The 23,954-nt window shown below is 73.2% G+C and carries 22 protein-coding genes; 14 read left to right on the top strand and 8 right to left on the bottom strand.

The annotated features are described in order from the left end of the window. Nucleotides 1-15: 15 nt before the first annotated feature. The 8 genes from E4P39_RS00480 to E4P39_RS00445 are packed head-to-tail and all read left to right on the top strand — an operon-like array spanning nt 16 to nt 8,508. The gene (locus E4P39_RS00480; protein ID WP_135134387.1) at nt 16-1,074 is read left to right on the top strand and encodes a BMP family ABC transporter substrate-binding protein; all 1,059 of its coding nucleotides are present in this window, start codon (nt 16-18) and stop codon (nt 1,072-1,074) included. Continuing rightward, nucleotides 1,055-2,644 (top strand): ABC transporter ATP-binding protein, encoded by a 1,590-nt coding sequence (locus E4P39_RS00475; protein WP_135134386.1) that lies wholly within the window; start codon nt 1,055-1,057, stop codon nt 2,642-2,644. The genes E4P39_RS00480 and E4P39_RS00475 overlap by 20 nt, the downstream gene beginning before the upstream one ends. Beyond that, nucleotides 2,641-3,789, top strand: coding sequence for an ABC transporter permease (locus E4P39_RS00470; protein ID WP_209306268.1), 1,149 nt, complete (start codon nt 2,641-2,643; stop codon nt 3,787-3,789). The genes E4P39_RS00475 and E4P39_RS00470 overlap by 4 nt, the downstream gene beginning before the upstream one ends. Beyond that, the gene (locus E4P39_RS00465) at nt 3,786-4,727 is read left to right on the top strand and encodes an ABC transporter permease (RefSeq protein ID WP_167761498.1); all 942 of its coding nucleotides are present in this window, start codon (nt 3,786-3,788) and stop codon (nt 4,725-4,727) included. The genes E4P39_RS00470 and E4P39_RS00465 overlap by 4 nt, the downstream gene beginning before the upstream one ends. A 49-nt stretch (nt 4,728-4,776) precedes the next feature. After that, entirely contained in the window at nt 4,777-5,820 is a 1,044-nt protein-coding gene (locus E4P39_RS00460) for a s-methyl-5-thioribose-1-phosphate isomerase (protein WP_209306267.1), read from the top strand. Further along, the gene (locus E4P39_RS00455) at nt 5,817-6,548 is read left to right on the top strand and encodes a nucleoside phosphorylase (protein ID WP_135134385.1); all 732 of its coding nucleotides are present in this window, start codon (nt 5,817-5,819) and stop codon (nt 6,546-6,548) included. The genes E4P39_RS00460 and E4P39_RS00455 overlap by 4 nt, the downstream gene beginning before the upstream one ends. Beyond that, nucleotides 6,545-7,876, top strand: coding sequence for an amidohydrolase (locus tag E4P39_RS00450; RefSeq protein ID WP_135134384.1), 1,332 nt, complete (start codon nt 6,545-6,547; stop codon nt 7,874-7,876). The genes E4P39_RS00455 and E4P39_RS00450 overlap by 4 nt, the downstream gene beginning before the upstream one ends. Next, nucleotides 7,873-8,508, top strand: coding sequence for a class II aldolase/adducin family protein (locus tag E4P39_RS00445; RefSeq protein WP_135134383.1), 636 nt, complete (start codon nt 7,873-7,875; stop codon nt 8,506-8,508). The genes E4P39_RS00450 and E4P39_RS00445 overlap by 4 nt, the downstream gene beginning before the upstream one ends. A 12-nt stretch (nt 8,509-8,520) precedes the next feature. Here the strand turns inward: E4P39_RS00445 and E4P39_RS00440 are convergent, their stop codons facing one another. Further along, nucleotides 8,521-8,913 carry a VOC family protein gene (locus E4P39_RS00440; RefSeq protein WP_135134382.1) on the bottom strand — a complete coding sequence of 131 codons (393 nt, stop codon included), beginning with the start codon at nt 8,911-8,913 and terminating at the stop codon, nt 8,521-8,523. Nucleotides 8,914-9,191: 278 nt separating this feature from the next. Here E4P39_RS00440 and E4P39_RS00435 point away from each other — a divergent pair, with 278 nt between their 5' ends. The 3 genes from E4P39_RS00435 to E4P39_RS00425 all read left to right on the top strand — a co-directional run bounded on the left by E4P39_RS00435 (nt 9,192) and on the right by E4P39_RS00425 (nt 11,669). Next, entirely contained in the window at nt 9,192-10,445 is a 1,254-nt protein-coding gene (locus E4P39_RS00435) for an MFS transporter (RefSeq protein ID WP_245159527.1), read from the top strand. A gap of 9 nt (nt 10,446-10,454) precedes the next feature. Then, entirely contained in the window at nt 10,455-11,183 is a 729-nt protein-coding gene (locus tag E4P39_RS00430; protein WP_135134381.1) for a glutamine amidotransferase, read from the top strand. A gap of 150 nt (nt 11,184-11,333) precedes the next feature. Then, nucleotides 11,334-11,669, top strand: a complete 336-nt coding sequence (locus E4P39_RS00425) for a hypothetical protein (RefSeq protein ID WP_135134380.1) — start codon at nt 11,334-11,336, stop codon at nt 11,667-11,669. A 140-nt stretch (nt 11,670-11,809) separates the two neighbouring features. Here E4P39_RS00425 and E4P39_RS00420 read toward each other — a convergent pair whose 3' ends face one another. Together E4P39_RS00420 and glnA are read right to left on the bottom strand one after the other, a co-directional pair. Further along, on the bottom strand, nt 11,810-12,091 hold the full coding sequence (locus tag E4P39_RS00420) for a hypothetical protein (RefSeq protein WP_167761497.1): 282 nt from the start codon (nt 12,089-12,091) through the stop codon (nt 11,810-11,812). Between the two features lie 596 nt (nt 12,092-12,687). After that, on the bottom strand, nt 12,688-14,121 hold the full coding sequence (gene glnA / locus E4P39_RS00415; RefSeq protein WP_135134378.1) for a type I glutamate--ammonia ligase: 1,434 nt from the start codon (nt 14,119-14,121) through the stop codon (nt 12,688-12,690). 167 nt (nt 14,122-14,288) lie between these two features. Here glnA and E4P39_RS00410 point away from each other — a divergent pair, with 167 nt between their 5' ends. Next, complete coding sequence (locus E4P39_RS00410; RefSeq protein WP_135134377.1) at nt 14,289-14,711, top strand: RDD family protein; 423 nt, start codon at nt 14,289-14,291, stop codon at nt 14,709-14,711. Beyond that, nucleotides 14,708-15,217 carry an N-acetyltransferase gene (locus E4P39_RS00405; RefSeq protein WP_135134376.1) on the top strand — a complete coding sequence of 170 codons (510 nt, stop codon included), beginning with the start codon at nt 14,708-14,710 and terminating at the stop codon, nt 15,215-15,217. Before E4P39_RS00410 ends, E4P39_RS00405 begins: the two co-directional genes overlap by 4 nt. Before the next feature lie 110 nt (nt 15,218-15,327). Here the strand turns inward: E4P39_RS00405 and E4P39_RS00400 are convergent, their stop codons facing one another. The 3 genes from E4P39_RS00400 to E4P39_RS00390 form a co-directional block, all read right to left on the bottom strand. Next, nucleotides 15,328-16,044, bottom strand: coding sequence for a DUF4191 domain-containing protein (locus tag E4P39_RS00400; RefSeq protein WP_245159526.1), 717 nt, complete (start codon nt 16,042-16,044; stop codon nt 15,328-15,330). 169 nt (nt 16,045-16,213) lie between these two features. Beyond that, entirely contained in the window at nt 16,214-17,188 is a 975-nt protein-coding gene (lipA, locus tag E4P39_RS00395; RefSeq protein WP_135134374.1) for a lipoyl synthase, read from the bottom strand. Nucleotides 17,189-17,283: 95 nt separating this feature from the next. Beyond that, nucleotides 17,284-18,333 carry a hypothetical protein gene (locus E4P39_RS00390; RefSeq protein ID WP_135134373.1) on the bottom strand — a complete coding sequence of 350 codons (1,050 nt, stop codon included), beginning with the start codon at nt 18,331-18,333 and terminating at the stop codon, nt 17,284-17,286. A gap of 116 nt (nt 18,334-18,449) precedes the next feature. Between E4P39_RS00390 and E4P39_RS00385 the strand changes: the two genes are divergently transcribed. Further along, on the top strand, nt 18,450-19,379 hold the full coding sequence (locus E4P39_RS00385; protein ID WP_135134372.1) for an LLM class F420-dependent oxidoreductase: 930 nt from the start codon (nt 18,450-18,452) through the stop codon (nt 19,377-19,379). A 7-nt stretch (nt 19,380-19,386) separates the two neighbouring features. Here the strand turns inward: E4P39_RS00385 and E4P39_RS00380 are convergent, their stop codons facing one another. Further along, complete coding sequence (locus tag E4P39_RS00380; RefSeq protein WP_135134371.1) at nt 19,387-21,585, bottom strand: diguanylate cyclase; 2,199 nt, start codon at nt 21,583-21,585, stop codon at nt 19,387-19,389. A gap of 88 nt (nt 21,586-21,673) precedes the next feature. After that, the gene (locus tag E4P39_RS00375; protein ID WP_135134370.1) at nt 21,674-23,950 is read right to left on the bottom strand and encodes an EAL domain-containing protein; all 2,277 of its coding nucleotides are present in this window, start codon (nt 23,948-23,950) and stop codon (nt 21,674-21,676) included. Nucleotides 23,951-23,954 lie beyond the last annotated feature (4 nt).

Below are 23,954 nucleotides of genomic sequence, written 5' to 3'. Positions count from 1 at the left end.
CATGGAGCCCGGCTCATGCTCGGAAAGCGCTCGCACCTCGTGACGGTTCTGTCGGCCGGAGCCCTCGGAGTCTCCGTGCTGGCCGGCTGCAACGCCAGCTCCAGCGACAGTGACGGCGGGGGCGAGGGCGGCGACACCGCGAGCGGACCGTCGCTCATCCTCATCACGCCCGAGCCCGTCGGCGTGAACCCGTTCCTCCAGCTCGCGGTGGACGGGGTCGAGCAGGCGGCGGAGGACGCGGGGGGCGAGGCCCGGATCTTCGAGAGCCAGGACCCGACCAACATCCAGCAGCAGGTGGACGCCGCCATCGCCGATGCACCGGACGTGCTCGCGGTCGTCGGGTTCGAGTTCGGCGACTCCGTCGCCGCGGCCGCCACCGCCAACCCCGAGCAGCAGTTCCTCTTCGTGGACGCATGCACCGCGGACGAGTTCGACAACGTCACCTGCGCGGTCTTCCGGGAGCACGAAGGCGTGTACCTGGCCGGTGTGGAGGCGGGCCTGCTGAGCCAGTCCGGCCAGGTCGGCGCGGTCGTCGCCCTCGACACCCCGCAGATCCGGCGCTTCTCCGACCCCTTCGGGGCCGGGGCACAGTCGGTGAAGCCCGAGATCGCCTTCACCCCGCTCTACGTGGGCGGGAACAGCCCGTTCAACGACCCCGCCCGCGCCAAGGAGCAGGCACTCTCGCTGGTCGCCCGGGGCGTGGACTCCATGATGGCCGCCGCCGCCGCCGGCAACCTCGGCGTCTTCGACGCGGCGAAGGACGGCTCCTTCCAGGCCTTCGGCGTCGACGTCAACCAGTGCCCCGGCGCCCCCGGGCTGGTGGTCGACAACGTCATCAAGGAGGTCGACGTCGTCACCGCCGACAGCATCGCCACGATCCTGGCCGGCGACGGCGGTGGCCTGAAGTCCTACGGCCTCGAGGAGGGCGGCGTGACGCTGACCGGTCTCCAGGAGGGCGTCGCGGAGTCCGAGTGCCTCATCGCCGACCACCCCGACGTCATCGCCCAGGTCGAGTCGGTGCGCGACCAGATCGTGGCCGGCGAGGTGACCGTGGATGACCCCGCGGAAGGCTGAGCCCTCAGCCGAGTCGGGCGGTGATCCGGCGGGCGAGCCCCGCGTCGAGCTGGCCGGGATCGTCAAGCGGTTCGGCGACGTCGTCGCCAACGACGCCGCCGACCTGCGGCTGGCCACCGGCGAGATCCACGCACTCGTGGGTGAGAACGGGGCGGGCAAGTCCACCCTGATGTCGGTGCTCTACGGCCTGATCGCGCCCGACGAGGGAGAGATCCGCGTGGCCGGGAAGCCGGTGCGCTTCCGCTCGCCGGTCGAGGCCGTCGAGGCCGGGATGGGCATGGTGCACCAGGCGTTCCGGCTGTTCCCGTCGATGACGGTGGCCGAGAACGTCGTCTACCGGGCGGAGACACGGGGGACGGCGGGGCTGCTCGACCGGCGGGCCGCCGTCCGGGCGGTGCAGGACCTGTCGGAGCGGTACGGCCTGCGGGTCGATCCCCGGGCGCGCATCCGGAACCTCTCGGTCGGCGTGCTCCAGCGGGTGGAGATCCTCAAGGCGCTGCACCGCGACGCGCAGGTGCTCATCCTCGACGAGCCGACCGCCGTGCTCACCCCGCAGGAGACCCGCCTCCTCTTCGACGTGCTGCGCGGCCTGCGCGACAGCGGCCGGACCGTCGTCATCGTCACGCACAAGCTCGGCGAGGTGCTGGAGCTCAGCGACAACGTCACGGTCCTCCGCGACGGGCGCACCGTCGCCCGGCTCGTCACGGCGGAGACGACCGGGGCCGAGATCGCCCGGCACATGACCGGCCGGGCGGTCGACCTCGACGGCCACTACGTCCCGGGCACGCCCGCGGCCGCCGTCCTGACGGTCGAGGGGCTCACCGTCGGCCCACCGACCGGCCGCCCGGTCGTCGACGACGTCTCCCTCACCGTCCGCGCCGGCGAGATCGTCGGCATCGCCGGCGTCGCGGGGAACGGCCAGCTGGAGCTGCTCGAGGCGATCGCCGGGCTGCGGCCCTCCCGGTCCGGGTCGGTCCGGGTCGGCGGCACCGGCCTGCACGGCTTCTCCGCCGGCCGGCGCCGCGAGGCCGGGATCGCCTACATCCCGGAGGACCGTGCGGCGACCGGGTCGGCCGTGGCCGCGTCGGTCGCCGACAACCTCGCCGTGGGCTTCCACCGGCGGTCGCCGCTGCGCCGCGGCTGGCGGCTGGACCGGTCCGCGGTGCGGGACCACGCCCGCCGGATCATCGAGCACTTCGACATCAAGGTCAGCACCCCGGCGGTGGCGGCCGGCACCCTCTCCGGGGGCAACCTGCAGAAGCTGGTCGTCGGCCGCGAGATGGCGCACGACGCCCCGGTGCTGCTGGTCGACCAGCCCACCCGGGGCGTCGACATCGGCGCCATCGAGAACATCCACGGCCGGCTGCGGGCCTACCGCGACGCCGGCCACGCGGTGCTGCTGGCGTCGGCGGAGCTGAGCGAGCTGATGGCGCTGGCCGACCGGGTGCTCGTCATGTTCGGGGGGCGGGTGGTCGCCGATCTCGACCGAGCGGACGCGACGGAGGAGAACGTGGGCCTGGCGATGGCCGGCATCCCGGCGTCCACCGGTGCCCCGGGGACCGGGTCGTGACGACGACGCCGACGGCGCCCGCGGCCACGCCGGCGGCCCGCGCCCGCGCGCTGCTCCGGTCGCCGATCCTCCTGTCGATCCTCGGCGCGCTGCTGCTGGGCTCGGTCATGCTCCTGGGCGCCGGCGGCAACCCGATCGAGGCCTACGCGGCCATGGTCGACGGCGCCTTCGGGTCCACCCAGTGGCGCAACACGCTGATCGTGGCCGTGCCGGTCGTCGGGATGGCGCTCGCCGTCGCCGTGCCGCTGCGGGCGGGCGTGGTCAACCTGGGCGGGGAGGGGCAGATCGTCCTCGGCGGGATCACGGCCGCCGTCGTCGCGGCCACGGTCGACCTGCCGATGCCGCTGTCCCTGGTCGCGGCGCTGAGCGCCGGCGCGCTCGCGGGCGGCCTGCTCGGCACGATCCCCGCCGTCCTGGAGAACCGGCTCGGTGTGCCCCTCCTGGTCAGCTCGCTGCTGCTGTCCTACCCCGTGGTCGCCCTCGCCTCCTACGTCGTGCGCTTCCCCCTCCGGGACCCCGGCACCGGTCTGCCGCAGAGCCGGGTGTTCGAGGAGGCCTACCGGATGCCCGTCCTCTTCGGGATCGGCCTCAGCGCCGTCGTCCTGGCCGTCGTCATCGCGCTGGTCGTGCAGGTCGACTCGCGGACGCCGTTCGGCTACGAGGTGCGGCTGACCGGCCACAACCGGCGGTTCACCGAGTACGCCGGCGTCGACGTCCCCCGCATGGTGACCCGGCTGATGTTCACCGGCGGCGGGATCGCCGGGCTCATCGGCGCGATGGTCGTCACCTCGGTGCCCTACCGCTACATCGACGGCGCGCTGGTGGTGCCCGGTTACACGTGGACGGGACTGCTCGCCGCGCTGCTCGCCCGCGCCAACCCCCTGGGCGCCGTCGCCGCCGGGGTGTTCTTCGCCGCGCTGCAGGTGGGCGGGTTCGGGATGGAGCGCGAGACCGAGGTGCCACGGGAGCTCAGCTCGATCCTGCAGGCGACCGTCATCGTGATCCTCGCGGCGACGGTGGCGGCCACCGCCCGGCGCGCGCGCACGCGGAAAGACACGGCCGTGAGCGAGCGTCCGAGCTCACCGGAGGGCGGAGCCGTCCGGACGCGAACGGGGACGACGAGCGCCGGCGAGGTGGACTCGTGAACGTCCTGACCGAGCTGGTCGACCTCTCGCTGATCCCGTCGATCCTGCGGGCGCTCACCCCGGTGCTGCTCGCCGCCCTCGGGGGTGCGATCTGCGCCAAGGCCGGCGTCTTCAACGTCGGTCTCGAGGGCTTCATGCTCGTCGGCGCCTTCGCCGCCGTCGCCGGGAGCTGGTTCACCGGGTCGGCCTGGGTCGGGGTGCTCGCCGCGGTCCTCGCCGGTGCCGGGATGGCGGCCCTGCTGGCGATCGCCTCGGTCAAGTACGGCGGCGACGAGATCATCGTCGGGATCGCACTAAACCTGCTGGCGGTCGGGTTGACCGCCTTCCTGCTGCGGACCGTCTTCGGCCGGCAGGGCACCTTCACCGAGCCGACCCTGCAGGGGCTGCCGACGATCGCCGGGCAGACGCCGCTGACCTACCTGGCCTGGCTCCTCGTGCCGGTCCTCGCGGTCTTCCTGCGGCGACACGTGTGGGGCTTCCGGCTCCAGGGCGTGGGCGAGGCGCCCGAGGCCGCCCGCAGCCTGGGCGTCGACACCGTGAAGTACCGCTACGGGGCCGTGCTCGCCAGCGGCGTCCTCTGCGGGCTGGCCGGCGCCCAGCTGTCGCTGGGCAACGTCGTCCTGTTCTCGCAGAACATGACCGCCGGCCGCGGTTGGGTCGCCGTCGTGGCGGTGCTGCTCGCCCAGGCGGCGCCGTTCGGCGTCCTGCTGGCCGCGCTGCTCTTCGCGACGGCGGAGGCGCTCGGCTTCCGGCTGCAGGGCGTCGGCCTGCCCTCGCAGCTGGCGTCCGCCACCCCCTACGTGCTGACCCTGATCGCGCTGATCGTCGCCAGCGTGCGCGCACGCCGGGTCCTCGGCCGGGCGCCCGGCGAGGTCCCGTCGGAGGACCGCCCACCGGTCGAGAACCCGGCCGCCAGCACGCACGTGTCCCGGGAGTGACGGTGCCCGAACCCGTCCCGCCCGCCCGCCGAACCCCGGAGAACGCCTCGTGAGCGCCACCATCGACGTGCCCGTCCCGACGATCATCAGCCAGAACGTGCTCATCGAGCCGGACGCCGTGCGGATCCTCGACCGCCGCGTCTTCCCGTTCGAGAAGGCCTGGGTGACCTGCCGGAACCACGAGGAGGTCGCCCAGGCGATCGAGGCCATGGTCACCCAGAGCAGCGGCCCGCTCTTCGCCGCGGCCGGTGGCATGACCCTCGCCGCGCGCGACGCCGACCGGCTGGGTTCCGCCGACGAGCGGCGGGAGTTCATGACCGCGGCCGGCCGCCGGCTGGTCGCCACGCGGCGGACCAACAACCAGATCCGGGACGTCGTCGCCGAGCTGCTGGAGATCAGCGAGGCGACGGTGGCCGCCGGCGAGCCCCTGGCCGAGGCGGTCGAGCGCGCCGCGCTGGCCGCCGGCGACCGCTACCTGGCCCGGAGCCGGGTCATGGGGGAGCACGCCGCCGTGCTCATCCCCGACGGCGCGACGGTGCTCACCCACTGCTGGGCGGAGTCCTACATCACCGAGACCCTGGCGGCGGTGTTGCGCGCGGGCAAGCGGGTGGACGCGATCTGCACGGAGACCCGGCCCTACCTGCAGGGCGCGCGGCTGACGTCGGAGAGCCTGGCCGAGATGGGGGTGCCCACCCGGCTGATCACCGACGGCATGGCGGCACACCTGATGAGCCGCGGTGAGGTGACGACCTTCGTGACGGCCGCCGACCGGATCACGATGGACGGCTCCGTGGTCAACAAGGTGGGCACCCTGCAGATCGCCATCTCCGCGCACGCCTTCGACGTCCCGTACGTGGCGCTCGTGCAGGCGCCCGACCGGCAGGCGCCCGACGCGGCCTCGGTCGAGCTGGAGGACCGCGACGGCGACGAGGTCCTGCACTGCCTCGGACGCCGGACGGCCTCCGAACTCGTCACCGGGATCTACCCCGCGTTCGACGTCACCCCGGCGAGGTTCGTCCGCGCGGTCGTCACCGACCGCGGCCGGTTCTCGCCGTACGACCTGCCCTCCTACTACGCGGGGGAGCGGGCATGAGCGATCTCCTGCCGGTCACCCGGATCCCGCGGACGGGGCTCCCGCCGCGGGCGATCGTCGTCGGCGACCCGTTCCGCGCCGAGCTGCTGGCGAAGCGGCTCACCGACGCCGTCGAGGTGGCGCACGCGCGGGAGTACCGGACGTTCCGGGGGGCGTGGCAGGGCACGGAGGTGATCGTCTCCTCGCACGGGGTGGGCGGCCCGGGCGCGATCTGCCTGTTCCAGGAGCTCGCCGACGCCGGCGTCCGCACCATCCTCCGGCTGGGCACCGCCGGTGCCATGCAGGCGGGCATCGCGGACGGCGACCTGGTCATCGCGGAGGCGGCCGTGCGCGACGACGGCGTCACCCAGCAGCTCGTGCCGCCGGAGTACCCCGCCGTCGCCAGCGCCGAGCTCGTGCTGGCGCTCGTGGCGGCCGCGCGTGAGCGGCAGGCGCCGTCCCACCGTGGCCTGGTCTGGACCCGGGCGGCGTTCTATCCCGGCCTGCTGCCGGTGCCGATGCCGGCCTACGTGCGGGCGGGCGTGCTCGCCATCGAGATGGAGCTCTCGGCCCTGCTGGTGCACGGCTCCCTGCACGGGCTGACGACGGGTGGGGTGCTCGTGATCGACGGAGTGGCGGCCGACGAGCTGCGGGAGACCACCGGATACGACCCGCATCGGGAGGTGGTCGCGGCGGGCGTCGAGCGGGCGATGGACGTCGCGCTGGACGCGCTGGTCCGGCTTCGGTGAGGTCTGCCGATCTGCTGATCACCGGCGGCACCGTGCTGACCGTCGACGAGCCGGGGACCGTCGTCCCCGACGGCGCGGTCGTCGTCCGGGACGGGACGATCGTCGAGGTCGGCCCCGCCGACGTCGTGGCCGGCCGGTACGAGCCGGCCGAGGTGCTCGACGTCCGCGGCTGCCTGGTGATGCCGGGCCTGGTGAACACCCATGCACACCTGGCCATGAACCTGTTCCGGGGCGAGGCCGACGACGTGTCGCTCGAGGAGTTCCTCCGGCGCGTGCTGAGGGCCGAACTCGTGCAGCTGACCGCCGAGGCGGTCGCCGTGGGGGTCGAGGCCGCGCTCGCCGAGTGTCTCCGCGGCGGCATCACCACCGCGCTGGACATGTACTGGTATCCGGAGGCGGCGACCGAGGTCGCCGACCGCGTCGGCTTCCGGCTGCTCAACGGGCCGTCGTTCATGGACGTGATCGACCCCGACGGCCGGGACTTCGACCGGCGGATGGCGTGGGCGGAGGAGCTCCTCACCCAACGCCGCGCGGCCGACCCCGCCGCGCCCGTCTGGGTCATGCCGCATTCGGCGTACATGCTCTCCCGCGAGCAGCTGGAGCGGGTGATGGCGCTGGCGCGCCGGTTCGACGCCCGCGTCCACACCCACGCCGCGGAGAGCCCGGGGGAGACCGCCGCCGTGCTCGACCGGCACGGGGAGCGGCCGATCGACGTGCTGGACGCGGCCGGCGTCCTCGGGCCGCGCACGGTGCTGGCCCACGGGGTGCAGCTGGACGCCGGCGAGATCTCGCTGCTCGCCCGCCGAGGCACCGCCGTGGCGCACTGCCCGGTCTCCAACCTCTTCCTGGGCTGCGGCATCGCCCCGCTGCCGCAGCTCCTGCAGGCCGGCGTCCCGGTGGGGATCGGCACGGACGGGGCCGCCTCGTGCGGGGCGCTGGACATCTTCGCCGGCATCCGCCTGGCCGCGATGCTGCACAAGGGCGTGACGCAGGACCCCCGGACGGTCGGGGCGGAGCGGGCGGTGCGGCTGGCCACCACCGGGGGAGCGGCCGCGCTGGGCCTCGGGGACCGGGTGGGTGCCCTGACGGCGGGACGCCGCGCCGACATCGTGGTCGCGGACCTCCACCGCCTCCACGTCGTGCCGAACACCGACGTCTGGTCCGCCGTCGCCTACGGGCTGACCCCCGCCGACGTCCGGCACACGATCGTCGACGGCCGGGTGCTGCTGCGCGACCGCGTGCTCCGGACCATCGACGAGGCAAGCGTCCTCGATCGGATGACGGACCTCCGCCGGACCCGGTCCCTCGACCTGAAGGAGCGGCTGTGAAGACGCCCGAGACCCGCGAGGACCTGCTGGACGCACTCGCCGAGGTGGGCCGGATGGCCGTCGGCGGCGGGCTGGCGCTGGCCAGCGGGGGGAACCTCTCCGCGCGGCTGCCCGGCAGCGACGAGTTCGTCGTCACCGGCGCCGGGACCTGGCTGGACCGGCTCACCCCCGCCGACTTCAGCGTCATGACCCTGGACGGCGACGTCGTCGGGGAGGCGGAGCGGCCGTCCAGCGAGTGGAAGCTGCACCAGCGGACCTACCAGGTGCGCCCCGACGTCAACGCGGTCGTCCACCTGCACCCGCAGCACGCCGTCCTGGTGGACGCCCTGGGCCATCCGATCCGGCTGATCACCCTCGACCACGCGTACTACGTGCGGTCGATCGGAACGGTGCCCTACTTCCCGAACGGTTCCGACGAGCTCGCCGACTCCGCTGCCGAGCAGGCTCGCGAGCACGACTGCATCGTGCTGTCCCACCACGGCTGCTCCGCGCTCGGCGCCGACGTCGGCATGGCCTACCGGCGGGCGCTCAACCTCGAGGAGGCCGCGACCGCCACCTACCGCTGCCTGGCGGTCGGCGACACCGGCACGACGTTCCCCCCTGCGGCGTTCGCCGACCTGCACCACGCGTGAGAAGGCCGCCGTTCAGCCGGCATGCTCCTCGTCGACGCACATGGTGTTGCCCTCGCTGTCCCTGAACCAGGCGGCCCGCCCCATACCCGGGAGGTCGGCGATCTCGCCGTCCCACCGGACGCCGGGCATGTCCTCGTAGACCTCGAAGGTGACGCCCTTCGCCTTCATGTCCCGGACCTCCGACTCGATGTCGGCCACGTGCCACTGGGCGATCGTGTGGCCGGCCTGTCCCGCGTAGGCGGTCCGGTAGACGTTGAACGTGGTGCCGCCGGCCGTCCGGAAGGCCAGGGCCTCATCGCCGAACTCGGCGGTCGGCGTCAGCCCCAGCTTCTCGGCGTAGAACGCCCGCGCCCGCTGGAGGTCGCTGGCGGGGATGTTGGCTTCGACCTTGCTGTCGCTCAGCATGTCTGCTCCGCTCGGGATCGGGGTCCCCCCGCGAGGCCCGGGAGGTTAGCCGCCGGCCCGCGCCGGCAGCAATGACCGCGGTCGCGCGGCACGGCCGACGTCCGGCCGGCGGGGCCGGTCGTGACGTGCCCGGCGCCACGGACGTACGCACCGTGCTCGGCGAGGTCGCCGGTAGCCGGCTCCTGCAATCGCCGGGCCCGCCGCCGTTCGATCGGCCCCGGTGGGAGGCCTGAGGAACAATTCGGCGACAACAACCCCCTTCAGGCCGAGGAGTCGCGGTGACCGTCCCCGACCGGTTGCCGCCGGACGCTGCCGCTGCGCCGGTCCGCTCGGCGGGGGCGGAGCCGTCGCGGCCGCGCTCCGGCTCAGGCGGTGGCGTCGTGGACCGCCGGGGCGTGATCGTGCTGACGGCGAGCCACGTCGTCGACGACCTCTACCAGGGGGCGGTGCCGGCCCTGCTGCCCTTCCTGGTGCTCGACCGGGGGTACTCCTATACCGCGGCGACCGGGATCATCCTGGCCGCGACGGTGCTGTCGTCCGTGGTGCAGCCGGCCTTCGGGGTGCTGATCGACCGCCGGCCGCTGCCGTGGCTGACCCCCGTGGGGCTGCTCGTCGCGGGCGTCGGCATCGGGCTGTCCGGCATCGGGGACTCCTACTGGTGGACGTGGTCGGCGGTGGCCCTGTCGGGTCTCGGGGTGGCGGCCTACCACCCGGCAGCCGCACGGGCGGCGAGGGCGGCGGCGGGAGCCTCGGCGCAGGGGATGAGCTGGTTCGCGGTCGGAGGCAACGCCGGACTCGCGCTCGGACCGGTCGTCGTCACTCCCGTGCTCCTCGCCTACGGCGTCAGCGGAACGCCGCTGCTGGCCCTGCCGGCCATGGCGATGGCGGTGTTCCTGCTCGCCGTGCACCGCCGGACGCAGGCGAGGGCGGCCCGGACGGCGGCCCGCCGGCCCGCCGAGGTCGCCGGGGTCGACGACTGGCGTTCGTTCGGCTGGCTGACCGGGCTGGTCGTGGCCCGCTCGGTCCTGTACTTCGGGCTGTCCTCACTCCTGGCCCTGTACGTGATCGCGCGCTTCGACGTGGAGCAGGCCATCGGCTCCGCCACCCTGGCGACCTTCCTCGGCGTCGGCGCGGCGGGCACCCTGGCGGGAGGCTGGCTCGCCGACCGGCGTGGCCGGCTCTTCGCCGTCCGCCTGGGGTACGCCCTCGCGCTGCCGGGGCTCGTCGTCCTGCTGATGGCACCGGACTGGCCGGTGGCCGTCGCCGCGGCCGCCCTGCTGGGCGTGGGTGTCTACCTGCCCTTCTCCGTGCAGACCACGCTCGGCCAGGAGTACCTGCCCAACCGCATCGGTACCGCGTCCGGCGTCACTCTCGGCCTCGCCGTGTCCGCCGGCGGGGCCGTGACGCCGGTGCTCGGCGTGCTCGCCGACGCCTACGGCCTGGCCTGGGCCATCGGCGGGCTGCTGCTGCTGCCCCCCCTGGCGCTGGCGATCAGTTCCCGGCTGAGACCTGCCGCTGAGCCGGCAACCTAGGATCCGCGCGTGCGGCCCTTCCTCCTGTTGTCCTCGCGCGCCGAGGACGTGGCCGCCGACGGCGAGTACGACGCGTTCCTCCGGTTCACCGGCCTGCCACCCGAGCGGCTGCACCGTGTCCGCATGGAGGCCGCGCCGCTGCCTCCGCTGCGGCTCGACGACTATGCCGGCGTGATGGTGGGCGGCAGCCCGTTCAACTCCAGCGACCCGCCGGAGGCCAAGGGCGCCGTGCAGCGCCGGGTCGAGGCCGACATGCGCGCGCTCCTGGACGAGATCGTCGCGCGGGACTTCCCCTTCTTCGGCGCCTGCTACGGGATCGGGACGCTGGGCGTGCACCAGGGCGGGACCGTCGACCGCACGTACGCGGAGCCCATCGGGGCGGTCCGGGTGCGGCTCACCGATGCGGGGCGTGCGGACCCGGTCCTGGCCGGCGTGGAGCCCGAGTTCGACGCGTTCGTCGGGCACAAGGAGGCCTGCCGCGAGCTGCCGCCGTCCGCGGTGCTGCTGGCGACCGCGCCGGCCTGCCCCGTGCAGATGTTCCGGGTGAAGGACAACGTGTACGCCACCCAGTTCCACCCCGAACTGGATGTGCCCGGTCTGGTGACCCGGATCCACGTCTACCAGCACTTCGGCTACTTCCCGCCCGACGAGATCGACGAGCTGATTGCCCGGGTCAGCCCGGCCGTGATCACGCAGCCCGGGCGGCTCCTCGCGAACTTCGTCGCGCGCTACGGCTGACCACGGCTCGGACGGCCACGCCCGGGGCCGCGGGCCGGCAGGTGGACGCGGGCGCTCGGATCACCTGGGATGGTCTGCGCATCTTCCCGCCGACGCACTCCGGACAAATCAGCATGAGGATGGCGGCAGGGTCGCCTGAGGTGCCTCCTCGTGCCCGAGAACGACACCGCCGACGGGCTGCACTGCACGTTCTGCGGCCGGGTGTGCGAGGAGGTCGACGAAGGGCGGGACGAGCTCCGCGTCGAGCTGACCCGCGAGGAGCACGGGGAGCCGTTGTACTGGGTCGGTGACTTCTGCTCGCAGGAGCACGCCGCGGAGTGGCTTCGCGGGCCCTTGCCCGAGGCCGTGACTCGGTCGACTCCCAGCCCCACCACGTGGTCCGACCGGGTCGCGATCGGCGGCTGCTTCCTGCTCTTCGCCGCCGGGGTCGCGCTCTTCGTGCTCGGCGCCTGGACGGCCCTGCAGTTCGTCCTCGATCGGGTGTGACGAGACCGGACGCAGAGCGGCCCCCGTCCTCGGGCGAGGACGGGGGCCGCTGTGGGCGCTGCGACTTGGACAGGGAGCCAGGTGGGTCCAGCGGCCGTCGGCCGCTCGACCAACCAAGAGTCCAAGGAGCGCTGAGGCCCTCAGGCCGCCAGTTGGTCCACCGCCCCCGCGCTGAGCAGTCCGGCCGTGGTGAGCGCGGCCAGCAGCCGGTCGGCCCGCTCGCGGAGCAGTCCGGCGGCCGCCGCGTCGAGGCCCTCGGACCCCTCGTCCAGGCATTGCGCGAGCAGCGCCAGGACCTCGGATGGGGGTACGGCAGCGGGCCGCTTCGGGGCCGGGATGCGGGTGACCATCCCGCACGGGCACGATCCACCGGTCTTCGGGGCCAGGTGCTTGCCGCCGGAGCACCTTCCAGGTTCGAACATCGTCGAACTCAACTCCTCACTGAGTCAGGCCCCTACGCCATCCGTTGCTGGGCCGTGGCACAAGAGTCCCGTCAGTCACTCCTGTAACACGGCGCGCCGCGCCAGCCCGTATCCATACCGTGACTTTCGACACAAGATCATGTCTGCGTCGACGGCGGAGCAGCCCGCCCACCAACCTGATCCTGTTCGGATCACCGATCGGGCGGCGTCGCTGGGCGGGCCAATGCTTCGGCTTGCCGGTCCCCATACCGCTGGAGATGCACCGGAGGTCGAGAGGCGCACACCGGTGTGTCCCAGAAGGCGGCCCAAGGGACACCTCCGCTGACGAACGGTGTGCGCTGAGGAGCACTTTCAACCCAGGACTGCTGGTTGGCGCACACCGTTCCGCTACTGAGGAGAACCCGGAGCCAACGTTCGCTGAGGGGTGCGACGGTACGGCGCGGAGGGGGCGGACGCCCGGCTGTGTGAGTTGCACACCGCGCGGCCGGCGGCCGAGGGGTGACCGAACTGAGGCCGGCCGAGACCGGCTCAGACGGTCCTGAGACACAGAGAGGGCCTGACCAGGCAAATTGCCTGGTCAGGCCCTCTCGTTCAACTCAGATGTCGTAGTACATCGCGAACTCGTGCGGGTGCGGGCGGAGGCGGATCGGGTCGATCTCGAACTCCCGCTTGTACTCGATCCACGTCTCGATCAGGTCGGGGGTGAAGACCCCGCCCTCGACCAGGTAGTCGTGGTCGACCTCGAGCCGGTCGAGGACGGCGTCCAGCGACGCGGGCACCTTCTCGATGCCCAGGGCCTCCTCGGGCGGCAGCTCGTAGAGGTCCTTGTCGACCGGTGCCGGCGGCTCGATCTTGTTCTTCACGCCGTCGAGGCCGGCCATGAGCATCGCCGAGAAGGCGAGGTAGGGGTTGGCCGACGGGTCGGGCACGCGGAACTCGATGCGCTTGGCCTTCGGGTTGTCACCCGAGATCGGGATGCGCGTGCAGGCCGAGCGGTTGCGGGCGGAGTAGACCAGGTTGATCGGCGCCTCGTAGCCGGGCACCAGGCGGTGGTAGCTGTTCACGGTCGGGTTGGTGAACGCCAGCAGCGACGGGGCGTGCTTGAGCAGACCACCGATGTAGTGCCGCGCCATGTCGGACAGGCCCGCGTAGCCGGTCTCCGCGTGGAAGAGCGGCTCGCCGTCCAGCCAGAGGCTCTGGTGGCAGTGCATGCCGGAGCCGTTGTCGCCGAACAGCGGCTTGGGCATGAAGGTGACGCTCTTGCCCTCGGCCCAGGCGGTGTTCTTGATGACGTACTTGAAGAGCATCAGGCTGTCGGCCGACCGCAGGAGCGTGTCGAACTTGTAGTTGATCTCCGCCTGCCCGCCGGTGCCCACCTCGTGGTGCCCGCGCTCGAGCACGAGCCCGGCCGCGGTCAGGTTGGTCATCATGGTCGAGCGCAGGTCGCTCTGGTGGTCGTAGGGCTCGACCGGGAAGTAGCCGCCCTTGGGGCGGGTCTTGTAGCCCAGGTTCGGGCCACCGTTCTCGCCGGTCAGGGCGCCCGTGTTCCAGGAGCCCTCGACCGCGTCGATGTGGTAGTAGCCCTCGTTGATGCCGGTGCCGTGCCGGATCGAGTCGAAGATGTAGAACTCCGCCTCGGCGCCGAAGTAGGCGGTGTCGGCGATGCCGCTGCTGGCCAGGTAGGCCTCGGCCTTCTTCGCGACGTTCCGCGGGTCACGGCTGTAGGCCTCGCGCGTGATCGGGTCGTGGATGAAGAAGTTGACGTTCAGCGTCTTGTGACGGCGGAACGGGTCGAGGAAGGCGCTGTTCGCGTCGGGCAGCAGCAGCATGTCCGACTCGTTGATGGCCTGGAACCCACGGATCGAGGAGCCGTCGAAGCCGAGGCCCTCCGAGAACGTGTCCTCACCGAAGCTCGCCGCCGGGATGGTGAAGTGCTGCATGACGCCGGGCAGGTCGCAGAAGCGCACGTCGACGTACTCGACGTCGTTGTCGCGGATGTACTTGGCGACCTCGTCGGGACTCTTGAACATCGATCCTCCGGGATAGGGCGGACAGCCGAACCAGAAACTACGAGCGGGGAGTTGCCCCCGGGTGTCCCGAGTGTTTCGGAGCGGTAACACCGGGCCCGGCGTGTCGCCGTTGGGGTGCCGCTCCGCCGTCCCCGGGGCGGGTGCGGGCGGGTCCTACGCTTGCGGTCATGGTCAGGGACTCGTCGCCACCCTCTCAGGAGCGCGTTCGCGGCGCCTCTCTGGGTCTGCCCGCCGATGGCCCAGGGTCGCTCGCAAGCTTCCAGACGCGCGTCGGCGCCTTCCTGATAGACGGGATCGGGTCGGCGTTCCTGGCGGCCCTGTTCACTGCGCCGGATCTCCCGGGCAACTGGAGCCTGGTCGCCTTCGTCGCGGTCACGATCGTCACGCTCGTCCTGGTCGGCCAGACGCCGGGCATGCGTCTGCTCGGGCTGCGCCTGGCGCATCCGCGGCAGGGCCAGCGGCTGGCGCTGTGGCGGGCCGTCGTCCGCACGGCGCTGCTGTGCCTGCTGGTGCCCGCCCTGCTGGTGGACGCCGACGGCCGCGGTCTGCACGACCGGCTCACCGACACCGCCGTCGTCCGCGACCGGTGATCGTCCGTCGCGAGCGCCCGCAGGACCACGCCGCCGTCCGTGCGCTGCACGAAGCGGCCTTCCGGCCACCGGGCGGCGACGTCGTCGAGGGCCGGCTGGTGGACGAGCTGCGGGAGGACGCCGGCTTCCTGCCCTACCTGTCCCTGGTGGCGGCGGACGGCGGGACGATCGTGGGCCACGTGATCGCGACCCGTGGCTGGCTCGAGCCGCTCGGGCACCCGGTCCTCGGGCTGGGCCCGCTCGGCGTGCACCCCGCGAAGCAACGAGCCGGCGTCGGCACCGTGCTCGTCCACGCCCTCCTGGCCGTCGCCGAGGCCGCCGACGAGCGGCTGGTCGCTCTGCTGGGCTCGCCGGAGTACTACGCGCGCTTCGGATTCGTGCCGGCGACCGACCTCGGCATCACCGCGCCCGACCCGGCGTGGGGCAGGCACTTCCAGGCGCGGCACCTGAACGGCCCGGCCGTCCAGGGCACGTTCCGCTACGCGGAGCCGTTCCGGCGGCTGTGACACCGTCGTCCTCCGGACGACACCGCGGCCACGTGCCGTACCCGGTCGGCGTTGAGCCGGTCAGTTCTCCTCGGGGAGGCCTCCGGCCCCCCACTCGTCGAAACCGATTATCAGCGGCGGCGGACCTGCCGCTGGCTGACCGACATCTGCTTGCCGCCGGGCAGCGGACCGCCGGGCACCGGCATCCGGCTGCCACCCATGGCACTCAACCGGCGGCCGAGAGCATTGACCTCGCCGGCGGTGAGGTTCCGGGGCAGCTTCATGACGTGGGCGCTGAGCTTCCGCAGCGGGATCTGGCCCTCCTCGTCCCCGACGACGATGTCGTAGATCGGGGTGTCGCCGACGATGCGGGCGATCTTCTTCTTCTCCTGCGCCAGGAGACCGCGCACCCGGGCCGGCACCCCCTCGGCCACGAGGATCACGCCGGGGCGGCCGAGCACCCGGTGGACGGCGTCCAGCTGGGTCGTGCCGGCGACGCCGGCGCTGACCCGCCAGTCGCCGCGCATCCCCTCGAGCACCCACGCGGCGGCGCCCGGCTGTCCCTCGACCTGGCGGTAGGCCGAACCCTGCGCCCGCCGGCCGAAGATGACCAGCGCGGCCAGCGCCCCGGAGATGAGCGCCAGGGGCAGGAAGAGGAACGGCGAGTTGAACAGGATCCCGATCAGCTCGATCGCGCCCGCGACCACGACGAAGGCGATGAGCATGATCCAGGGCAGCTTGGCGTCGTTCTTGCGCGTCAGCGTGTAGGCCTGCTTGATCATCTTGGCCTGGGCACCGAGCTTCTTCAGCCGCTGCTTCTTCGGCTTGCCCTTGCGGTTCAGCTTCACCGCCCCGGACGCCGTGGAGCCCGAACTACGTCCCCGCCCAGCGTCCTTGGGAGCGCGTCCGGCATTGCCGCTCGGAGCGCTGGGGTCTGTGGGCTTGCTGCGTGCCATGCCCACAGGATAGGGGCGTGCGCCACCAGGTCCCGCGCACGGCGGACGGACGTGCCGGTGGTCAGGCCGGCTGGGTCAGTCCGCGGGCCTCGATGGCCTGCTGGTAGAGCCGCCCGGCGCGATAGGAGCTGCGGACCAGCGGCCCGGCCAGCACGCCGGCGAAGCCGATCCGCTCGGCGTCGGCCTGGAACCCGACGAACTCCTCGGGCTTCACCCAGCGGACGACGGGATGGTGCCGGGGGGAGGGGCGCAGGTACTGGGTGATCGTGAGCAGGTCGCAGCCGGCGTCGTGCAGCGCCTGCATGGCCTCGACGACCTCGTGCGGCTCCTCGCCCATGCCCAGGATCAGGTTCGACTTGGTGACCAGACCGGCCTCGCGGGCAGCGGTGATCACCGACAGCGAACGGTCGAACCGGAAGCCGGGCCGGATCCGCTTGAAGATGCGGGGGACGGTCTCGACGTTGTGCGCCAGCACCTCGGGGCGGGAGGAGAACACCTCGGCGAGCTGGTCCGGCTCGGCGTTGAAGTCGGGGATGAGCAGCTCGACGCCGCAGCCGGGCAGCTGGGCGTGGATCTGGCGGACCGTCTCGGCGTACAGCCAGGCGCCGCCGTCGGGGAGGTCGTCGCGGGCTACGCCGGTGACCGTGGCGTACCGCAGCCCCATCGTGGCGACGCTCTCGGCCACGCGGCGCGGCTCGTCGGCGTCGAAGTCTTCCGGCTTGCCGGTGTCGATCTGGCAGAAGTCGCAGCGCCGGGTGCACTGGTCGCCACCGATGAGGAAGGTGGCCTCCCGGTCCTCCCAGCACTCGTAGATGTTGGGACAGCCGGCCTCTTCGCAGACCGTGTGCAGCCCCTCGCGGCGCACGAGCGACTTGAGCTCGGTGTACTCGGGACCGGTCTTCAGCCGGGTCTTGATCCACTCGGGCTTGCGCTCGATGGGCACCTGGCTGTTGCGGACCTCGAGGCGGAGCAGCTTGCGACCCGCCGGCGCGATCCCGGAGCCCGGGGCGGGAGTCGGGACGACGGACTCGCTCATGAACCCAACGGTACCCGCAGGCCGGCCGGGGCCCCTGAACAGCGACGCCCCCGCTGCGTGCAGCGGGGGCGTCGGCCGAACGGGGGTCGGCGGCGTCAGGCCTTGTCGCCGCCCGGGGTGTCGCCGCCCGTGGCTCCGCCCGGGGTGCCCGCACCCGGGGCGCCTTCCTCGGTGCCGGTCTCGCCCTCGGCGAGCTGGGCGGTCTGCATGCCCAGGTCGGTGTCGGGCGGGGTGGCGTCGCCGGGAGCGTCGGGGACGGCGGAGACGGTCTTGCCGGAGTCGCTGGGGGAGCTGGGCACGGGGTCCTCCCGGTAGCTGGGCACGGGGCCGTCGCCGGCCGGCGCAGGGGTCCAGTCGTCGTTCTTCTTGCGGCGGAGCAGCGCGAACACCGCTGCACCGACGGCGAGGGCGAGCAGCAGCCACGGCCAGCGCCGCGGTTCCGGCGCGACGCCGGTCCGGCGCTTGACCTGCTTGGCGGTGGCGGCGGCCTTCTTCTCGAACTCCCCGCGCTTCTGGGCGGCGACCTTGCGCGCCTTCTTCGCCGACTTCCGCGCCTTCCGCGTCGACTCGGCGGCGCCGGCGACGACCTCGGCGCGGCGGGCGTCGATCTCGCTGCGCGCGCTCTCGACGCCGGCCACGAGCGTCTCGCGGGCGCTCTCCAGGGCCGGCGTGACGGCGTCGCGGGCGGCGGACACCCGCGGCGTCGCGTAGGCCAGCGCGGCCCCCTGCGCCGCGCTGAGCCGCGGGACGACGTCGTCCTTCAGCGTCTTCTGGGCGGCCTCGACGTGCGGAGCCAGGTCGTGCGCGGCCTTCTGGGCGGCGAGCACGGCGGCGGCGACCCGCGGCGCCGCGGCGTCTCGGGCGGCCTCGACCCGGGGCGCGATGGTGTCGCGCGCGGACGTGACGCTCTCCCGGGCGGACGCCACGGCCGGAGCGGCCACCGCCACCGCGGCTGCGACCTTGGGGGCGACCGCCTTCTGGGCGGCCTCGTACGCGGGCGTGGCCGCCTCCCGCGCGGCCTCCACCCGCGGACCGAGCTGCTCGACCGCCAGGCGGCCCGCCTCGTTCACGGCGGTGGCGATGTGGGTGAAGCCCTCCTGGAGCTCGGCGCCGATGACCTGACCACGCGTCTTCTTGCGGAACACGAGCTATACCTCCGAGTTGATCGTCTCGGCGCCATCCTGCACGGTCCGGCCGAGGAGCACACCCCCAGCGGTCAATCGGACGGGCGGTCGGGGCCCGCGCTGGCTAGCGTCGGGGGGTGCAGCTGCGGATCTTCACCGAGCCCCAGATGGGCGCCACGTACGACGACCTCCTCGCCGTCGCACGGCGGGCCGAGGACACCGGCTTCGACGCCTTCTTCCGGTCCGACCACTACCTGACGATGGGCGGGGACGGTCTGCCCGGACCGACCGACGCCTGGGTGACGCTCGGCGGGCTGGCCCGCGAGACCAGCCGGATCCGGCTCGGCACGCTCATGACGGCGGCCACCTTCCGGCTGCCCGGACCGCTGGCGATCTCGGTCGCCCAGGTCGACCAGATGAGCGGTGGCCGGGTCGAGCTCGGCATCGGCGCCGGCTGGTTCGAGGCGGAGCACTCGGCCTACGGCATCCCGTTCCCGGAGCTGGGGGAGCGGTTCGACCGCTACGAGGAGCAGGTGGCGATCGTCAGCGGGCTCTGGAACACCCCGCCGGGCCTGACGTTCGACTTCGACGGCACGCACTACCGGGTCGACGGCTCACCCGCGCTGCCCAAGCCGGTGCAGGACGGCGGGATCCCGATCATCGTCGGCGGCAGGGGGAAGAAGCGGACCCCGCGGCTGGCGGCCCGGTACGCGAGCGAGTTCAACGTCCCCTTCTCTTCGACCGGCGAGAACGCCCGGCTGTTCGCCGGGGTGCGCGAGGCCTGTGAGGAGGCGGGCCGCGACCCTGCGTCGCTGGTCTACAGCTCGGCGCTGGTCCTGTGCGTGGGGAAGGACGAGGCCGAGCTGGCTCGTCGGGCGGCGTCCATCGGCCGGGAGGTCGGCGAGCTGCGCGAGCACGGGGTGGCGGGAACGCCGGCCGAGGCGGTCGACGTCCTCGGCCGCTACGCCGAGGCCGGCGCGCAGCGGGTGTACCTGCAGGTGCTGGATCTCGGCGACCTCGATCACCTGGACCTCGTGGCGGGCGAGGTGGCCCCTCAGCTGCCCTGACGCGCGGTCAGTGAACGGCGACGCCGGGTGGACTGCCGTCCCGCTGCCGCAGCCACCGTTCCAGGTCGTCCGCCGGCAGGGGATCGCCGGCGGTACGGAGCACCTGGCAGCCGAGGCGGGCGAGGGTCGCATCGGTGTGCACGTCCACCGAGTCGGCGTGCACGGTGCTGCCGAGTGCGCGCGCGAGTGCCACGGTGTGTCCCACTACGAGGGCCGACCTCGCGTCGGTGACCACGTCTGCTGCCACGGCCGGATCGAGGACGATCCCGTCGGCCGGCAGATCCCGGAGCCGGGCGAGGGCCACCGCGCCGCTCCCGTACGTCTCGACGACGGTCGGGATGCCACGCGACCGCAGACCGGCGAGCAGCACGGGGATCTCCTCGGGGGCGGCGGACAGCGCAGAACGGTCCAGCCGCAGCAGCACCGCGGTGGCGGGGAGGCCGGCACGCAGGAGGGCCGCGGCGACCCGGTCGGGGAGGCGGCGCAGGGCCAGGTCGGACGCGCTCACGGACAGCTGGACGGGGACCTGCGACGTGGGCCACCAGCCGGCCACCGCCTCGCCGGCGTCGTCGAGCGCGCCGAGGTCGGCGGCCCGCCACCGCTCGGTGCGTCGCTCGGCGAGCAGGGCCACGACGGCGACCACCCGCCCGTCCGCGGTCACCCGGGGGCAGAACGCCAGGCCGCGGTCGGGGTCACCGGCATCACGGCCCCGCATCACGTCGGCCCCGTCCGCCGGCGAGAACCACCGCACGCCACCGCGCGCGGACTTCGCCGTGTACATCGCACGGTCGGCGCAGCGCAGGAGGTCGTCGACCGTCGTCGCCTGATCGGGAGCGGTGGCGATGCCCAGGCTGGCTCCCACCCGCACCTGCACCCCGTCGAGCTCCACCGGGCGGCAGACCAGGTCGTGCATGCGCCGGGCGCACTCGTCGGCCGCCTCCCCGGTGGCACCCGGCAGGAGGACGGCGAACTCGTCGCCGCCCAGGCGGAACAGCAGGTCCCCGGGGCGCAACGCCGGCCGCAGGCGGTCGCCCAGTCGGCGCAGGAGGTCGTCGCCCGCGTGGTGACCGAGCCCGTCGTTGACGGCCTTGAACCCGTCGAGGTCGAGCACGATCAGGGCGACGCGACGTCCGTCGCCGACCAGGACGTCCATCTCCGTCTCGAGGGCCCGGCGGTTCGGCAGCCCGGTGAGGTGGTCGGTGGCCGCCTGGCGCCGGACCTCGTGCAGCGACCGGAGCTCCTGGAAGGTGAGGGTGCTCCTGGCCAAGGAGGCGAGTACGCAGGCGAGAGCGCACACCTCGCCTACGCCCAGCCGGCCGTCTCCCCACTCCAGGGCGAGCACGGCGAGGGCGGCGACGGTACAGACCAGCGGCACGCCCAGGGCGTGCCAGCCGGGGCCGGCGGCCGGCGAGGCCCAGCTGTATCTCCTCGGGCGTGCGGCCGCGGCGGCCGCAGCGGTCAGCACGGCGTTCGCCATCCACATGAGGTCGATGGGCCCGCCGGGCTCGTATCCGTCGCCTGCCTGGGCCGCGGCCACCAGGACGTCGCCGACGAGCTTCGACGCGAGGATGACGCAGAGCACCGCAACGACGCCGTCGATGCGGGCTCCCAGCACGGCCGGGACCGCGCCGAGCAGTGCCAGCAGCAGCACGTCCGCCACCGGGTAGGCCAGGTTGGCCGCCGTCGCGAGGGCATCCAGGTGCGGCGCGGTGATCGCGGGCGTGATGAACAGCGTCGCCGCCACGGCAGTCACCCCGAGCGCGCCCACGAGACCGTCCAGCCAGATGCTGAGCTGCAGTCGGGGCACTCGAGAGCGCAGCAGGGCCAGGGCGACCACGCACAGCGCCGGGTAGGACGCCAGCCAGAACACATCGGCGACCGAGGGGAAGGGCTGCTCCGGCAGGGGTGCGACGGCGAGCGCGTAGACGAGACTGCCGACGACGTTCAGTACGGAGGCAGCGGCCGCGCCCCACCAGATGAGCCGCTCCTGGGGCACCCGTCGGGCGGCGCGCAGGCACAGCAGGCTCGCGACCAGCGGAGCGGCGTTGAGCAGTACGACGTCGAAGACGACCATCTCGACGGGCGAGTGCGGAACCAGGGGAACGCCGATGGCGAACCCGAGTGCGATGGAGGCGGTCAGCAGGACCAGCAAGCGGGGCCGCGCATCCCACCAGCGCGTCTGTCGCTCGGGGGCCATGGAGACCATGGGGCCGGAGGGTGCCACATCCGGTCCCCGGGCCGGTTCAGTGACGCCACCACATGGGGCCGTTCCGCGCCGTGCACGACGGCCGGGCTCAGGCCGTGGCGTCGTCGAACGCGAAGACATGGGTCCGGCTCAGCCAGGAGAGGAACTCCGTGACCGGCATCGGCCGGGCGACGGCGTAGCCCTGGGCCACGTCACAGCCGAGGTCCGCGAGCAGGCCGGCGGTCGTGGCGTCCTCCACGCCCTCGGCCACCAGGCTCAGGCCCAGCTCGTGGGCCAGGGCGACGGTGTGCCGGACGATCGCCACGGCACGGCGATCGTTGTCCACGTCAGCCGTCAAGCTCCGGTCGAGCTTGAGCTCGTCGGCGGGCAGGTGCCGGAGGTAGGCCAGGGAGCTGTACCCGGTGCCGTAGTCGTCGATGGATGTGCGGACGCCGAGACGCCGTAGCTCCCCGAGCACCTGCCGGCCCCGCTCCGGATCGGCCATGAGGGTGTCCTCGACGAGCTCGAGGGTGAGGGCCCGGGCCGGCAGGGCGTGCCGGACCAGCGCGAGGGCGACCTTGCCGGGCAGGTCCAGGTCGGTGACGTTGGCGGCGGACAGGTTCACCGACACCGGGACCGAGCGGAGGTTCCACCAGCGGGCGGCCGCGGCGAGGGCCAGTTCCAGCACCGTGTCGGTGAGCGGGCGGAGCAGGCCGGCCTGCTCCGCCGCGGGCAGCAGCTCGGCGGGGGAGAGCAGCCCGCGGATCGGGTGGTTCCAGCGGACCAGTGCCTCCGCGCCCACGACCCGGCCGTCGGCCAGGCTGACCTGGGGCTGGAGGTGCACCTCGAGCTGCCCGTCGGAGATCGCCGTCCGGAGCTCCTCCATCGTGCGCAGGCGGTCCCCGGTCCCGGAGGTGGGATCGGGCACGTAGACGTGCACGCCCTCCCGGCCCGACTTCGCGGCGTACATCGCGATGTCGGCGCACCGCAGCAGTTCCTCGACGGTGGCTGCCGGCACGGGTGCCGTCGAGACCCCGATGCTGACGCCGACGTGCAGGCGGATCTGCTCGACCGTGAAGGGCTGCAGCACCAGTTCGCGCAGCCGCTCGGCCAGGTCCTGCGCCTCGTCGAGGCCGGCGTCGCGCAGCAGCACCGCGAACTCGTCCCCACCGAGCCGCGCGAGGACGTCACCGGACCGGAGCGCACCCCTCAGCCGGGGGCCGATCTGACGCAGCAGTTGGTCACCCGCGTGGTGGCCGAGGCCGTCGTTGACCTCCTTGAAGCCGTCGAGGTCGAGCAGCAGCAGGGCCGCCGGCCGGCGCGCGGACGCCGTCGCCAGGGCGGCGCGCGCGTCCTCGAGCAGCGCGCGCCGGTTGGGCAGCCCGGTGAGGTCGTCGGTCCGGGCCTGCTCCTTGACCTCGTTGAACGCCCGGACCTCGCGGAAGGTGATCGCGACGCGGGCCAGGGCGGCCAGCACGCACCCGACCGCCAGCCAGGCGGCGGCCGGGTTGAACCGGTTGCCCGAGTCGTAGCCGAGGACGACCAGGCTGATCACGTTGCACACCAGCGGAACGGCCAGCACCCGCCACCCGACGCGGGTGGTCGACCCGGCCCGGGCCGGCGGCTCCACGGGGTCGCCGTCGCTGGTGTGCGCCGCCAGGGCCATGAGGGTGACGGCGGTCAGCCAGGTGAGGTCCAGCCAGCCGCCCTCGACGTAGATCCCCTGGGTGGCCAGGTCGAGGAAGACGATGTCGCCCACGAGGTTCGCCGTGATGGCCGCCACCAGCAGCAGCAGCGTCCGGTCGCGCCGGATGCCGAGGATCGCGCCGACCGCGACGAGGAGCGCGAGCAGGACGACGTCGGCGACCGGATAGGCCAGGCTCGTGACCACGGCGGACGGATCGCCCTCGGTCAGTTCCAGCGCGGGTCCGAGCAGGACGGCGACCGACACGGCCCCGGCGCCGAGCGCGCCGACGATGCCGTCGAGCCACATGCTCGCGTGGAAGCGCGGCACCCGGGCACGGATCAGCGCCACCAGGGTCACGTACAGCGGTAGGTAGTACGCGAGGTAGAAGAGATCCGCGATCGAGGGGAACGGCTCGTTCTCCATCGGGGCGATCGCCAGCGTGTAGACCAGGTTGCCGACGACCCCGAGCAGGATGGCGACGGCGAGCGAGGCCCAGGCGATCCGGTCGGCCCGGGCACGCCGCGCGGCTGCGATGCAGACCAGGGCGGCACCGACGTAGACGGCGTTGTAGAGGACCAGGTCGTAGGCGACGGTCCAGATCTCGCCGTCGAGGCGGGGCCCGACCCCCGTGGCGAAGAGCGCGAGCGACGTGCAGGTGAGCACGAGCAGGAGCCGCGACCACGGCAGGCCGTGGCTCATCGAC

It is taken from the genome of Blastococcus sp. CT_GayMR19, from assembly GCF_004570385.1.
GTDB lineage: Bacteria > Actinomycetota > Actinomycetes > Mycobacteriales > Geodermatophilaceae > Blastococcus_B.
Note: the sequence above shows the minus strand (reverse complement) of the source record. Positions and strands in the feature narration are given on the sequence as shown.